The 14578-nt window shown below is 40.3% G+C and carries 11 protein-coding genes; 6 read left to right on the plus strand and 5 right to left on the minus strand.

All coding sequences use genetic code 11. The features are described from left to right. Nucleotides 1-76 precede the first annotated feature (76 nt). A complete protein-coding gene (locus MSBR3_RS20770) occupies nt 77-250 on the plus strand; it encodes a DUF5350 domain-containing protein (RefSeq protein ID WP_196296970.1) in 174 nt (57 codons plus the stop codon). A gap of 68 nt (nt 251-318) precedes the next feature. Here the strand turns inward: MSBR3_RS20770 and MSBR3_RS16250 are convergent, their stop codons facing one another. From MSBR3_RS16250 to MSBR3_RS16260, 3 genes are all read right to left on the minus strand, one after another. After that, nucleotides 319-1563 carry an IS110 family RNA-guided transposase gene (locus MSBR3_RS16250; protein ID WP_048108308.1) on the minus strand — a complete coding sequence of 415 codons (1245 nt, stop codon included), beginning with the start codon at nt 1561-1563 and terminating at the stop codon, nt 319-321. 649 nt (nt 1564-2212) lie between these two features. After that, nucleotides 2213-3406, minus strand: a complete 1194-nt coding sequence (locus tag MSBR3_RS16255; protein WP_048109201.1) for a molybdopterin molybdotransferase MoeA — start codon at nt 3404-3406, stop codon at nt 2213-2215. 20 nt (nt 3407-3426) lie between these two features. Beyond that, nucleotides 3427-3720, minus strand: a complete 294-nt coding sequence (locus MSBR3_RS16260) for a ubiquitin-like small modifier protein 1 (protein WP_048109202.1) — start codon at nt 3718-3720, stop codon at nt 3427-3429. A gap of 79 nt (nt 3721-3799) precedes the next feature. Between MSBR3_RS16260 and MSBR3_RS16265 the strand changes: the two genes are divergently transcribed. The 3 genes from MSBR3_RS16265 (at nt 3800) to MSBR3_RS16275 (ending at nt 7692) form a co-directional block, all read left to right on the plus strand. Then, nucleotides 3800-5428: a flippase activity-associated protein Agl23 gene (locus tag MSBR3_RS16265; RefSeq protein WP_048109203.1), complete on the plus strand. Its 1629-nt coding sequence runs from the start codon at nt 3800-3802 to the stop codon at nt 5426-5428. A 144-nt stretch (nt 5429-5572) separates the two neighbouring features. Next, a complete protein-coding gene (locus tag MSBR3_RS16270) occupies nt 5573-6196 on the plus strand; it encodes a CBS domain-containing protein (RefSeq protein WP_048109204.1) in 624 nt (207 codons plus the stop codon). A 332-nt stretch (nt 6197-6528) separates the two neighbouring features. Then, on the plus strand, nt 6529-7692 hold the full coding sequence (locus MSBR3_RS16275; RefSeq protein WP_048109205.1) for a cation:proton antiporter: 1164 nt from the start codon (nt 6529-6531) through the stop codon (nt 7690-7692). A 1-nt stretch (nt 7693) separates the two neighbouring features. On the opposite strand, the gene MSBR3_RS16280 is transcribed toward MSBR3_RS16275, so the two are convergent. After that, the gene (locus MSBR3_RS16280; protein ID WP_052723450.1) at nt 7694-10438 is read right to left on the minus strand and encodes a calcium-translocating P-type ATPase, SERCA-type; all 2745 of its coding nucleotides are present in this window, start codon (nt 10436-10438) and stop codon (nt 7694-7696) included. Nucleotides 10439-10846: 408 nt separating this feature from the next. Here MSBR3_RS16280 and MSBR3_RS16285 point away from each other — a divergent pair, with 408 nt between their 5' ends. Beyond that, on the plus strand, nt 10847-12181 hold the full coding sequence (locus MSBR3_RS16285; protein WP_048110643.1) for an NAD(P)/FAD-dependent oxidoreductase: 1335 nt from the start codon (nt 10847-10849) through the stop codon (nt 12179-12181). A 416-nt stretch (nt 12182-12597) separates the two neighbouring features. Next, nucleotides 12598-12870 carry a DUF3303 domain-containing protein gene (locus MSBR3_RS16290; RefSeq protein WP_048109207.1) on the plus strand — a complete coding sequence of 91 codons (273 nt, stop codon included), beginning with the start codon at nt 12598-12600 and terminating at the stop codon, nt 12868-12870. A gap of 213 nt (nt 12871-13083) precedes the next feature. Here MSBR3_RS16290 and MSBR3_RS16295 read toward each other — a convergent pair whose 3' ends face one another. Continuing rightward, nucleotides 13084-14514, minus strand: coding sequence for an aldehyde dehydrogenase family protein (locus MSBR3_RS16295; RefSeq protein WP_196296971.1), 1431 nt, complete (start codon nt 14512-14514; stop codon nt 13084-13086). Nucleotides 14515-14578: the final 64 nt, after the last annotated feature.

Consider the following 14578-nt stretch of genomic DNA (forward strand, 5'->3'; position numbering starts at 1 on the left):
AATACCTGGATATATTACGTGATAAATTACAAACAAATTCAGAGAAAATTAAGATTAAACTTAACGAGGAATGATAATGGGCAAAACCGGCAGCATTGATTGGGTAAAAGTAAAAGGCAGAAAAGGCAGAGTAATTAAGGTCCAGAAGTCACAGGCTCAAAAAGCACACCCAGGACCTGCGCAGCGCTTCAGTTCTTCAGGACATAAGAGGCGCTTCATCAGAAGATCTGCAAAGGCTATTGTAAAGTGATTTTAAGAGCTTTTTAATTTACTCTTTTTAATTTACTTTTGGCATGAAAGTACGTGATTATTTGTTTTTCACGTACTCTCTTGTTCCTTTTTTCCCATAATTGCGATAATACCACTAATTATTGTTATCCTTTCATCAACCGAGAATATCTCGGTTTCCACAATCTTCCTCTTTTGAACTTCTCCTTTTTCATACCCTGTTTCATCTTGGTACATCTCATCCTTTGTGATAAGATGCCATATTATTGTTGCAATTTTCCTTGCCAGGGCAATAATTGCCTTTGCATATCCAATTGACTTCTTTTTCCTGTTAAAAAATTCTTTTAACCTGCTATTCTTCTTTCTTGCTGCTGCTTGAGCAATCTGAGTTAGAATCCACCTTGCTACTTTTGATCCTCTCTTAGTGATTCTTCCGTTATGGTATTTATCTGCAGATTGATATACATTAGGAACTATTCCAAGCCACGAAGCAAGCTTATCTCCCGTTGGAAAATCACTAAAATTTCCTATTTCAGCAATTAGAGTCGCTGCACCAAGTTCTCCAATACCTGGAACTGACATTAAAATCTCCATTTCCCTTTTATGCTTTTGATAAGCATAATTGAAAATTTCCCTTTCTAGAGTCTCAATCTCATCATCTAAATGTTTTATAAGGTTAAGGCATATCTGAAGCCTGATTGCAGCACTCTGGGATATTTCTCTGTCAAGAATATCTCTTATCTGAACAGCTTTTTTCCGAACATTTGGAGAAAGAGATTCTATAATCTGGTCAACGTTTTTACCTGAAGATATTCCTGCTAGAATTGCTCTACCATTTTTCCCAAAAATGTCAGTAAGCACATCACCCAGATGTAACATTTCGGAAGAAAGAATAGCATGAGATTCATTTTTAATATCTGTTCTTTTTCTTACCAGAGTTAACCTGAGCCTAACATATGACCTGAATTCTCTATGCCTTTTTGGAAAAACTCTCGATGGTTGAATCATTTTATTCAATGCAAGTTGTGCAATTACTTCTGAGTCTATTTTATCAGTTTTTTTATGTGTAAATGCCTTCATATCCCGAGCATTTCCAACTATAACAGGCAAATGATCTGTCAATGCCCCATAAATCGGAACCCAAAAATCACTTGTTGATTCACAGGCTACAACGTCACATTTTTCTGATGTTACCCAATTTTTAAGGTTTAAAATCCCATCATCATCTCTGGCAAAACGTTGTTGCTGTTTTTCACCGGATCTACTCAGAATTGTAGCAATAAAAAAATGTTTGTGAATATCTAAACCACAAGATTTGTTTATTTCCCCTTCCAATTTAGATTACTCCATCATTTCAAGGACAGTAGAATTGCCTCAAAGGCAATTTGGCATTCGTGATCAAAGTCACATCTGGGCCTTCGATGGCAATTCAAGGGTTAGTTTTTTGACGGTTTCGGAGAACCAAAGTAAAAACAACCTTCCTGTCCAAGGTAATGATGGAGTTAAATTCTAAAAAAGGTAAGGAAATAAGACTTTCATTCTCTGGGCATGTTATTCGAAGAATATCATGTGTGTTTTTTAAGTTACTTCTTTAATTTGCGGTTTTGAATTTACTTTAAGGTTAATTTTTGAGTTTTACTTTTGAACTCTGATTTTGAACTCTGATTTTGAACTCTGATTTTGAACTCTGATTTTGAACTCTGATTTTGAATTCAGATCATAGCACTGCACATTTTAGACCAGAATACTTTAGACCAGAATATTTTGCTAGCTCTCTCCGTTTGATTAGCCTTTGAAGCATAAAACTTCATATAAGAAAAAGTGAATCACTGGACATGAAGGAAGAAAGAAAGTTCGTTCATTATTTTTGACTTGCTTTTAAAAATGAAATAAAAACTGAAACGTTTTTTCATTAATCCAATTTAAGGAATATAACAATAAGGTAAAAGAAGATTAAAAGGTATTTTGAGAGAATACAGGAGCGTTATTCGATTAAGAAAACATCTACCTCTTCTCCTTCTTCATACCCTTCAACGTTTTCCGGCACAAGTACATACCCGTCAGCTTTTGCAACTGAAGTCAGAACTCTGTCTCCGTTTCCGGTCAGAGGGCGCACCTTATCTCCTTCAAAGACAACGCGGACGAAATTAACATATCCTATTTTCGAACTGATTTTTGTAGCCAGGCGTTTTTTGAGAATAGGTTCAGGAATCTCTGGAATTGCCGCCAGTTTCCGAATTCCGGGACGGACAAAGAAATAAAGGGAAACGAGCCCGGCAACCGGATAACCTGGCAGGCAAACTACAGGGATGTTGCTTATAATCCCAAGAGCTGAAGGTTTACCTGGGCTGACTCCTATACCATGTACGAGCAGTTCTCCTAGAGCTGCTACAACTTCAGAAGCATGATCTCTTTTTCCTACTGATGTTCCACCTGAAAGAATAATCATATCGGCATCCAGGTTTGCTTCTATGGCCCTTTTTATACTATCCGGGTTATCAGGAACGATGTTGAGATACCTAGGAACTCCTCCCCATTTTTGCACATAAAGAGACGACATCAGCCCATTAGTCTCAAGCACCATGCCAGGAGGAGGTACATCTCTTTTCTCCTGACGGCTTATAAGCTCGTCCCCTGTCGGAATAACTGCAACTACAGGCTTGTTGAAAACCTTGACCCTGTCAAGTCCAAGCGAGGCAAGAACAGCAACGTCACATGGGCGAAGAAAATGCCCTTCCTCAAAAATCATATCTCCTTTTTTTATGTCCTCTCCGATCTGTCCCACATTCCTGCCAGGATATACCTGAGCCCTAATCTCTACAAGGTTTCCTGCGGTTATGGTATCTTCAACCATTACGACAGCATCAGCTCCTTCAGGCACTGCAGCTCCGGTATGGACCCAGGTTGAAGTTCCTTCCTCTACTCGGTCAGAAAGCTGCAGCATTACCGGATTTGAAGGAGAAGCTCCCATAGTGTCGGAAACCCTTACAGCGTATCCATCCATAGCTGCACGCCGGTAATGTGGCACATTCCTTTCCGAAAGCACGGTTTCTGCCAGTACCCTACCTGTACAGGTTTCGAGTGAAATTTCTTCTGTTTTCTTTATAGTAGAAATACGCTCAAGAAAAAGTCTCAAAGCTTCGTCAACCGAGGTTCGTTTTTTGAATATCCTGCCCATGATCGTCCTTCCTGAAGAAGTTAGCCCCCTGAAACCGGAGGCAGGACTGCAAGCTCATCAGTGTCAGAAAGAAGAGTATCGAGCCCTTCAAGATGCCGAATATTATTTCCATTTATAAGGACATTGATTGAACCGCATATAACCGGAGCTTTGTTTTCTCCTTCGGGCTCCTCAAAAATAAGGTGCTTTAACTCGGGATATTTTTCAGAAAGGGATAAAAGGACATCAATAACCTTTTCTCCGGACAGCTGCAGTTCCGATATACCGGCCTTTTCACGCAAATTTGCAAATAACTTGACTTTAACCTCAGCCATGAGAGAGATTATTTCATCCTATCCCTTAAATATACCTATGCCCATTAAGAATCAGCTATGATGGAAGGTTTGGGGAATAATGCAGCAAGATCAGGATTACAACACTGAGAACTCGCCAGAACTTTCTGAGAAAAAATACAAATTGCTCGGGTTTCTGATCATTCTTTTTGCCCTGTTAATAAGATTGTTCGATCTGGGAGAGCGAGTACTTCATCACGATGAAAGCGTACATGCCAGTTTTACCCTTAAACTTCTCGAAAGCGGGCAATATAAATATGACCCTGCCTATCACGGCCCCTTTCTATTCCATTCTACTGCTGTTGTCTTTCACTTCCTGGGAATAAACGATGCGACATCACGCCTGATCCCTGTTTTCTTCGGAGTAGCAGCAGTTCTTCTGCTCTTTTTACTTAAGAAGGAGCTTGGAGAAAGGGGTGTACTCTGGTCGGCTTTCTTGCTCTCTTTTTCTCCAAGTATGGTGTACTTTTCAAGGTTCTTCAGGAATGATCTGATCATTGTTTTCTGCACCCTGGCAACGGTTATAGGTGGAATTCGCTATCTTGAGAACCTTCACAGCTCAAAGAGATACGCTTATCTTATCCTTGCTGCTTCCTCTCTTGCAGTTGCCGTATCCTCAAAAGAAAACGCTTATCTTGTTATCCTTATGTTCGGAGCCTATGCATTGATTTATTCTTTGTACGGATTTTACTTTGACTGGAAAAAAGAAAATCTGAGCTTTAAAAGAACTTTTATTCTCAAAATTTCAGCCGTTTCTCCGTTCATACCAGAAATTCTGATTTCAGGCATTCTTTTTGTTTTTATTGTAATGTTATTTTATACAAGCCTTTTCAGAACCCCGGAAACTCTCTATTCAATTGTGGAAAGAGCTTTTTCTCACTGGATGGAGATGCATAGAATTGAACGTATAGGAGGCCCTTTTTACTATTATATTCCTATCCTTCTTGTATACGAAAGTCCGATTTTGATCTTTGGGACTGCAGGTATAGTTCATTTTCTGAGAAAGAAAGGAAAAAATGCCTCCTTTTTCCTGTTTGTTTCTTACTGGGCAGTTTCGAGTTTGCTACTTTACTCCTATCTTCAGGAAAAAGTCCCCTGGCTTGTTGTGCATATTGTCCTGCCTTTTGGGATTCTGGCAGGGGCTTATCTTGGAGATTTCTTTTCCGGGATAACAGGTCGAAGACAGAAGAATTTACCCGAAAAAGAAAACATGAGTTTCGGAATAGACAAAACTCCCGTTTCCTGGATAAAATATTCCAGATCCTATACCCTTGTTGCAGGGATTCTGGCACTTACACTAATAATATCACTGGCTCAGTGCTTCTCCGTAAACTTCTACAGGAGTATGGAACCTGATGAACTGATGACGTATTCACAGACATCTCCGGATATCAGGGAACTTATGGAGAAAATAGAAGGATTTAATCTCGGGCCTGAAACTCTAAGGATATCCGTTGTGGACCCCGAAAGCCTTTACTGGCCTCTCCCATGGTACCTCAGAGACTATGAGAAAGCAGCATATTATACAGAACCGCCAGCAAAAAAAAAGTACGACGCGATAATCGTACCTTCAACATATAGTATGTACGATCTGATTTCAGAAGAAAAATATTCCTCATATAATTTCTCCTTACGTCCTGGAAAGAAGTTTACTCTTTATTATAAAAAAGAACTTGAAAAAAACATATAAACATATAATAGACCGGAAAAAGGAAATTTACATATTAAGTACTGGAGAATAATAGTACTAGAAGAATAGTATTAGAAGAATAGTATTAGAAGAATAGTATTAGAAGAACAGTACTAGAAGAACAATCTTTAAGTGGGAGATGGTATGGACAGAACATTCAGTCTGAAAAATAGCTTTTCAGGAAAAAGTACCTCTCAAGGAAACAAAAAAGGAGAGACTGAAGAGTTTCCGAAGCAGAGAGGAAAACAACCTGACAAACGTCCAGGCTTTCCAGACTCCAGTCCTCTTTCCAAATCGATAGACGACAGACTTGGGACCTGTCTCTGGATGACAATTGACGAACTTATGACCAGAGAGATCGTAAAGGTCTATGAAAATACATCAATTGAAGAAATTCTTTCACTTTATGGCAAATATCCTTACCACATCCTGCCTGTAGTGAATGATAAAAATGAGCTTGTGGGTATTATTGATCTTGATATTATTCTTGAAATTCTTCTTTTATGTTTAATGCCCAGAGAAAAACACACCCTAACTACTGCAATCCGATCGCTCGGAGCAACAGCAAAAGAGATTATGATTACTCATCCTATAACGATCTCTCTAAATGCCACACTTAAGAATGCTTCTGACCTAATGATAAAGTACAGGCTTGACCGTATCTGTGTTATTGAAGATGGGAAACTGGTAGGAGTAATATCAAAAAGAAATCTTATAGAAGAGATCTGCAAAAGAAGAAAGGAAAAGCTGAAAGGGGAAACAGACTAAAAATTGAACTGTTGCTGATAGCAAATATTAAAGTTCTGACAATTCTATAAAAATACCTTAGATCATATAATAAATTTTTAGGATTTATAAAAGATTTTTAAGGTTTTATAATAAATTCTTAAGATTCCAGTTAATTCTTAAGATCTTAATCAACTCTTAAAATCCTAATCGATTCTTAAAATCCTAATCAATTCTTAAGATCCTAATCGATTCTTAAGATCTTAATCACCTTAGAAAAGATAGATTAGAATTTGGAAGGCAAAATATTCGTTTGATATATTAGAGTTATAAAAACAAAGTGAGAAAGAGCAAAATGTGGGGGGCCAGCAGTAGTGAGTGCTCTACTTCAGTTACTGTTCTTGATTTTCAGCGTCAAACTTCTCGGAGAAGCAGCAGAACGAATAGGTATACCTTTAGTTGCAGGAGAAATTCTGGCTGGAGTTTCACTTGGCGTACTTTTTCTTAATATCGATACCGACATAATAACTTTTTTTGCCAAACTCGGATCGATTTTTCTACTTTTCACTGCCGGATATAAAGAAGTAAACCTTAAGAACCTCAAATTTGATTCAGTAACAGCGCTTGTTCCAACACTTTCCCAGATAGTCTTTGCTTTTATCTTCGGATTCGTTTTTGGAAGGGCCTTTAATTTCAGTTTTCTTGAAAGCCTCTTTCTGGGAGTAGCTTTCAACCCAACAAGTATAACAGTAGTGCTCGGAACTCTTATAGATTTAAACTACCTCTCCAGCAGACCTGGGACAGCAATACTTTCGTCTGCGTTCTTGGATGATATTATAGCACTTTTTTTCTTTTCAATTGTTATTAACTTTGTCCGTTTTAACCGTGTTCCTCCAGTTATGGTGATTCTTCTGATCGCAGGAAAAATCCTGATTTTTCTGTTCATAATGTATATCCTTGGAACTTACCTCTTTCCCAGGCTTTTTATATATGCTGAGAAAATGCATGCAAAAGAAGCTGTGTTTTCCCTGGTTGTTGTGACTGCTCTTTTTTCTGCTTATCTTGCAGAAATATTCGAACTTCATTCATCAATAGGGGCGTTTACAGGGGGTATAATGGTGTCGGAAATTCCCCTTGCTAAACTCCCGGATATACAGAGCAAAGTTGATGGACTGGCTCATGGAGTTTTGATTCCTCTTTTTTTCGCTTTTATAGGATTTTTAATTGATCCATACACCCTAAAAAACACTGGCAGCTTTACCCTTCTAATTATCCTTGCAGCACTTTCGGGGAAATTAGCAGGAGGCTTTATCGGATCAAAAGTTATAGGTTTCGACTTTTACGAAAGTTTAATTTTCGGCACAGGGGTTATGCCGAGGGCAGGAGTTGAGCTTGTGATACTCACTATAGGAAGAGAATTACAAATAATCAATCAGGAAACATTTTCGGCAATGGTCCTGATGGTAGTTGTATCTATTCTAATCTCACCGATCTGTGTGAGATGGGCTATTCAAGCCAGGCAACGAAAGAACGGGTAAATCAATCAAAGTTTGTCTTTTCTTTAGTTTTCCCCTGAGAACTTTTTCCTGAGAAATATTTTATCAGTTCCATTGAGATAAGCGTGGTAGAAGCAAGAGGCAGTATCACTCCCCAGTCAGAGAGAGAAAGCGGAACAGTCCTAAAGGCAGTCTGGAAAAAAGGAACATAAATTACTACCAGTTGCAGGATTATTGTTGTCAGGACTGCATAAACCAGAGACCTGTTTGTAAAAATTCCCAAGGAAAAGATTGAATAACGGTCGGACCTCCAGTTGAACGCATTAAACATTTCTGAAAAAACAACAAGGGTAAAAATAAGAGTCTGGAGTTTCTCAATAGAGAAGTTTCTGTCAAGGGCCCAGGTTAAGACTAGAAGAGCCTGAAAAGCAATCAACCCTCCAATTCCCAGCCCGGCTGCGATTTCCCGGCGAGTGATAAGACCCTCCTCAACATTTCTTGGCTTCTGTCTCATAATGCCGCTGTCAGGAGGCTCAACTGATAGAGCCATAGGAGGAAGCCCGTCCGTAATCAAATTAATCCAGAGGATCTGAACCGCAATCAGAGGCAGAATCTGCCATCCCAGAATAGAAATAAGGACTATGAGCACCTCACCTATATGGGCTGAGAGCCCGTAAGTAATGAAGTTTCTAATATTTTTGAATATATTTCGGCCTTCCTCAACCGCTGCAACAATTGATGCAAAATTATCGTCCGTAAGGATCATGCTTGAAGCTTCTTTACTGACATCCGTGCCCGTAATCCCCATAGCTATTCCCATATCTGCAGCTTTAAGGGCAGGAGCATCGTTTACTCCGTCCCCGGTCATCGCTACTACATAGCCTTTTTTCTTAAGGGCGTCTATTACCCTCAACTTATGGGTAGGATAAACCCTGGCATAAACCGAGACTCTTTCAACCTCGCCTTCAAACTCGGCATCACTGAGGCTATCAAGTTCCGAGCCTGTAAGAGTAAGATCGTTTTTCTTCAAAATCCCCAGTTCCTTTGCAATTGCAGATGCCGTAACCTTATGGTCACCTGTTATCATTATGGTTTTAATGCCTGCGTTTTCACATTTTTGGATTGCAACCTTTACTTCCTCTCTTGGTGGATCTCTCATGCCAGTTAAGCCTGAAAAAACCATGTCTTCTTCAATTTTCTCAGAAGGAAAATCTCCTGAAGAATTATTTTCAATAAAGAGTTCCTCATCCAGAGGATGGAATGAAAGAGCCATAACCCTGAGGGCCTGATCAGCCATTTCCCTGACTTCCCCAGTAATCAACTGCTTCATCTCTGGAGATAAAGATTTTATTTCACCATCAAGAAAAATCTTCGTACATGAGCCAAGAATTACCTCAGGAGCTCCCTTTGAAAAAGCAACCAGCCCTTTAAGAGGAAAGCTGCCAGAATCAGCTTCCAGTTTACTGATAGTGGTCATTCGTTTTCTTTCAGAGGAAAAGGGTATTTCCCCAAGGCGAGGATATTTTTGATCAATATCAACTTTATGAAGCCCTGCCTTTGCAGCAGCAACCACAAGAGCTGCCTCCGTAGGATCTCCTTTGATCTCCCATTTTTCATTTTCCTTAAAAAGGCCAGCGTCGTTACAGAGAACAGCTCCCAGTAAGAGAATCTGAAGATGGGAGTCATCCGTAGAAACTTTATCACTTCCCTTAAAGAACTCTCCTTCGGGAGAATATCCTGCTCCCGTAACATTCAAAACCTGCTTATTAACACAAATTTTTTCAACCGTCATTTTGTTCTGTGTAAGCGTGCCTGTCTTATCCGAACAGATAACGTTTGTTGCTCCAAGAGTTTCTACAGATGGCAGTTTTCTTACAAGGGCATGCCTTTTGACCATACGTCTTACTCCGAGTCCAAGCCCTACCGTAACAACTGCAGGAAGAGCTTCAGGAATAGCAGCAACCGCGAGAGCAACTCCCCATAAAAACATATCAAGGAGAGGAAAACCATAAAAAACCCCAAGCATTGCAACAAAAGCCACAATTATAAGAGTCGCAATACCAATCCATCTGCCGAACTTATCAAGGCTTTCCTGTAAAGGAGTTCTGGATCTCTCTATTGTCCCCAGAAGCCCGGCCAGCTCTCCAAAAGCCGTATTCATTCCGGTTGCGGTAACGATTGCACTGCCTCTTCCGTAAGCAACTGCAGTTCCTGTATAGACCATATTTGTCCTGTCAGCTTCAGGAGTTTCGGAGGGCAGGGCTTCAATGTTTTTCTGGACAGGCACGGACTCTCCTGTAAGGGAGGACTCATCAATTTTGAGATTGAACTCTTTAACGATCCTGGCATCCGCAGGAATGCGGTCTCCGGTTTCAATAAGGATAAGATCCCCAGGAACGAGATTGTTTGAGGAAATATTTTTTTCAACCCCATCCCTTATAACAGTAGCTTCAGGTGAAGTAAGGGACTTTAGAAGCTCAATTGCTTTTTCGGCTCGATATTCCTGCACGAAGCTGAGAATCCCTGCAAGAAAAACCGTGAAAATAATGACTATTGCATCAACTACCTCCCCGAGAAGAGCCGAAATAACAGAGGCCGTAATCAAAATAAAAATCAAGATACTTTTAAACTGTGAGATAAAGAGTTGCAGAACCGATACTTTTTCCTTTTCTTTAAGTTCGTTTTTGCCATATTTTTCAAGTCTTTTTTCAGCTTCTTCAGAACTCAAACCTGCTTCCGATACTCCAAGCTCTTCAAAAACGGAGTTGACTTCCTGATCGTAATACACCCCTCTATCCCTCAAAGTCCCCGAATAATCCGGAGCTATTCCTCGATTAATATATCTGCTTATCTAATATAAGTTTCAAAGCATATATAGCAGTTAAGTATATCGATAGGTTAAGGGATTTTTAAGGAAATTTCAGTAACATGGACTCTTGTAGAAAAAGAGATATAAAACTTTAGCTGTTTTTATATCAAGACAGGAGTGTGGAATCTATTTGAATCTGGCTGAAATCTATTCAAATCAGTTGAGACCTATTTGAAACTGTTTGAATCTGGTTGAAATCTATTTGAATCAGTTGAAACATATTTGAAATTATTCAAATTTAGTTGAAACCTATTTGAGTCTGGTTGATTTCTTAAGAGTTACCAAAGTTCTGTTCGAAAAATAAAACAGATAAGGGAAAAGTTGGGTATGAAAATCGTAATAGTAGGGAGTGGACTTGCGGGGTTGTCAGCTGGGTATAAGCTCTGTAAATCAAACGAAATTGTTATTTTTGAAAAAGATGCAGAAATCGGGGGGATGGCCGCAAGTTATTGCCGGAACTTTGCCGGAAAGAAGTACTTTATAGAAAAGTACTATCACCACATATTCAGGAGCGACTCGGAACTTCTTGACCTGATAAGGGAGCTCGGGCTTGAAGGTCAAATGCTGTGGCTAAAGGGAAAAAACGCCTACTTTGTGGACGGTAAAAACTATCCTATGAATACTCCTGGCGAAATTCTGAAATTTAAACCTCTTTCGTTTACGGATCTGGTAAAACTTGGGCTATTGGTGCTCAGGATAAAGCTAATAAATAATACGATTTCCTATGACAGAATAAAAGCAAAAGACTGGATTCTTGATACAGCGGGACAATCCGTATATGAAAACTTTTTTGCTCCTCTTATGAAAAGTAAATTCGGTGAAAATGCCGAAAATGTTTCTGCTGCCTGGCTTATCGGGCGTGTGAAAATAAGGTCAGACCGGGGAAAAGAAGGAGAAAAACTGGGGTACCTGAAAGGAGGATTTAACTCCTTAATAGAAGCTCTGGCAAGGGAAATCACTGCATATGGGGGCAAGATCTTACAGAACGAAACCGTAACGGAAATCGTAATCAAAGATAATGCAGTGCAGGGAGTAATTGCAAACGGGAATTTCATTCCCTGCGAAGCCGTAATTTCAACTGTTGAACCCAGAGTACTTGATATCCTCACGAAAGGCAAACTTGGAGCTCTCCATGCGACCCTGCAAAGCATTCGATATCAAGGAACTGCATGTGCCCTCATAGGACTTGACAGAAAACTTATGAAAGACGGAAATTACTGGTTGAATATAAAAGCTAATGTGCCTTTCGGAGCTGTAATTGAACACACCAACTTTATGCCTTTTGAAGACTATGGAGAACATCTTATCTATGTAACTTCTTATTTTCAGGATGAAAACAATGACCTCTGGATAAAGAAGGAAGAAGAAGTTCTGGATTCTTACCTGAAGGGTCTTGAAAAGATGTTTTCCGATTTCTCAAGAACCGATATCCACTGGGCAAAACTCTTCCGCAGAATGGATACTGCACCTGTGTATGAACAGGGATACCTTGAAAAAGTTCTGCCGTTTTCTCCAGGCCCGTCCGGACTTTATCTGGCAGGAATGTTCTCATCAACCAATTATCCGGAAAGAAGCATGAACGGCTCTCTAAAAGCCGGGTTTGAAGTTGCGAGCTTTTTCATGAAAAAAGAAGAGAATTGCGAAGTTTGCTGGCTCGACTGAGAAAATGAAGTCCTGTACTTTCATTAAAAGTGTTGTGTACCTGAAGAGTTCCCAGACTTAACATAATCTTTAAGGACGAACTATTATATAGTCTCAGGGATGATAATATACTGTCTGTATCCGCATGCAGAATTTCTTTCTGCATGATTACCTGTCCTTCCGGATTTATCATTCAAGGGGATTTGAGCAATGGTGAATAAGGAAAAGGCAGTAAAAACCTAAAAAATCTAGACTTCTGCCGTTAGTCGGCATTTTGGGGGCATGCTGGCCAAGTCCGCATTTGCGGGGATGGCACAGGAGAAGTAACTTGTTTTTCCTTGAGCCTGGCTCTCAAATAAATCCCGGATGCTGTAAAAAAGCTGCCCTGGCCTCCGGGTAGGGGTATTGGCAGCATAAAATAAGAGGAGTGGTAAAAGATGTTATTCATGGACGTTAGTACCTGGGACCCTTCGAACCGCGATAAGATCCTTGAGCATTTTAAGAGATTGGAGATTCCAGACGGAATTGATGTCATTAACCAGTGGATTGACCTTTCCGGAAACCGCTATTACATCCTTTACGAAGCTGAGAGTGCCGAAGCTTACGGAGCTTTCAACCTACCCTGGTCAGATATCTGTGTAATTGATAGCGTACCGGTTATGGAAGCTTCTGAATTCATGCAGCTTCTACCTAAATACCAGAAGAAGTAAATATAGAGTTAGTAACTCTTAATTTATTTATACGGTTATCAGGAAAAGTCCGATGAGCTGCATATTAACTGGCTCATCGAAAAATCTTTATTTTATCAGTATCAAACTTCAGAGCTTTCTCGTAGCCTTTCTTACTCAGTACGTTTTTTACTCAGTACGTTTCTTGCTCAGTACGTTTCTTGCTCAGTACGTCAGGTTTTTAGCAGTATTAGTTCATGTTTTCAACATCACTGTTTTTAAATCAAGGTATTCGGAAAGAGAATCAGGCCCGTTTTCTCTTCCTATTCCGCTCTGCCCGGTACCTCCAAAAGGAACTTCAGGAGCAATCTTAAGGTGCTGATTTAGCCAGATAATTCCTGCATTTAACTGTTCGCATCCTTTATGGGCTTTATCAAGATTTTTTGTCCATAGAGAGGCTCCAAGCCCATAACAGGTATTGTTAGCTTCTTCAATCGCTTCATCAAGATCTTTTACCTGAACTACAGGTAACACCGGGCCAAATACTTCCTCTTTCAGAAGCCTGGACTCCCTGGGCACATCTGTAACAAGTGTAGGCTCGAAAAAAAATCCTTTACTGCAGACACCGTTCTCAGGAACTCTGCCTCCTGTAACTATCCTGCCTTCATCCTTTTCTTCGACATCTTCGACAAGCTTTTTTATATATTCCCACTGCCTGCGGTTGTTAAGGGGTCCCATATCGATGTTTTCATGCATCCCGTTTCCAACCCTTAAATTCCGGATACCTGCTTCAAGCTTTTTTATGAACTTTTCAGCTACGGTTTCAAAAACAAACAGCCTCTTTACAGCAGTACAGGTTTGTCCGCAATTGTAAAATCTTCCCCTTAGAGCCCCTAAAACTGCAGCCTCAAGGTCAGCATCATCACAGACCAGCATGGGATCACTTCCTCCAAGCTCAAGGGTTACTCTTTTCATCCCACAGGCTGCAAGTTCGGCTACACGTTTTCCGGTTCTTGCTTCTCCGGTAAAGGATATTTTCTTTACCTTCGGGCTTTTAACCAGGCTTTCTCCCACAATATTCCCAGGGCCTGTAACGATATTGAGCACGCCTGGTGGAAGCCCTGCCTCACTCAGGATAGAAGCCAGGGTAAGGTTAGTGAGGGGAGTGTTGCTTGCAGGTTTCAGGACAAGCGTATTTCCTGATATCAGGGCAGGACCTATCTTCCATGCCATTATAAGAGCAGGCATATTCCAGGGTATTATGGCTGCACAAACACCCAGAGGCTTTTTTACAGTAAAAGCGTATCCGTTTTGAGGAATCGGAACAAAGTCTCCGTGAGAACTACTTGCAAGCCCGCAATAGTACTCAAGGACATGTGCAAAACCTTCGATTTCATTTTTAGATTCGGCTAAAGGTTTACCTTGCTCCCTGGTGAGCAGGACGGCAAGTTCATCCTTTCTCTGTCTTACAATTCCCGCAGCTATGTAAAGAATCCTGGCTCTTTGCTGCGGAGATGCGGAAGCCCAGCCTTTAAAAGCTGAAGATGCAGCTTCAACCGCCACCTCCACGTCATCTTCCGTGCCTTTCGGAACTCGGTCAATAAGTTCACATGTTGCTGGATTTATGATATCGAAAAATTCGCCGCTGTGCGCTTCCACAGCATTTCCGTTAATCTGCATTTTCATATCTATCAGTACTTACAAAGACCTATTTTAAGATAACAAGGTAATCTTCTGGAAGGAATAAAAT

It is taken from the genome of Methanosarcina barkeri 3 (genome assembly GCF_000970305.1).
Lineage (GTDB): Archaea > Halobacteriota > Methanosarcinia > Methanosarcinales > Methanosarcinaceae > Methanosarcina > Methanosarcina barkeri_A.

Excerpts from the sequence above, each read along its gene's own strand:
- MSBR3_RS16295 (WP_196296971.1), bottom strand. The coding sequence starts at position 14,514 with ATGAAAATGCAGATTAACGGAAATGCTGTGGAAGCGCACAGCGGCGAA.
- MSBR3_RS16285 (WP_048110643.1), top strand. The coding sequence starts at position 10,847 with ATGAAAATCGTAATAGTAGGGAGTGGACTTGCGGGGTTGTCAGCTGGG.
- MSBR3_RS16270 (WP_048109204.1), top strand. The coding sequence starts at position 5,573 with ATGGACAGAACATTCAGTCTGAAAAATAGCTTTTCAGGAAAAAGTACC.
- MSBR3_RS16265 (WP_048109203.1), top strand. The coding sequence starts at position 3,800 with ATGCAGCAAGATCAGGATTACAACACTGAGAACTCGCCAGAACTTTCT.
- MSBR3_RS16260 (WP_048109202.1), bottom strand. The coding sequence starts at position 3,720 with ATGGCTGAGGTTAAAGTCAAGTTATTTGCAAATTTGCGTGAAAAGGCC.
- MSBR3_RS16255 (WP_048109201.1), bottom strand. The coding sequence starts at position 3,406 with ATGGGCAGGATATTCAAAAAACGAACCTCGGTTGACGAAGCTTTGAGA.
- MSBR3_RS20770 (WP_196296970.1), top strand. The coding sequence starts at position 77 with ATGGGCAAAACCGGCAGCATTGATTGGGTAAAAGTAAAAGGCAGAAAA.
- MSBR3_RS16290 (WP_048109207.1), top strand. The coding sequence starts at position 12,598 with ATGTTATTCATGGACGTTAGTACCTGGGACCCTTCGAACCGCGATAAG.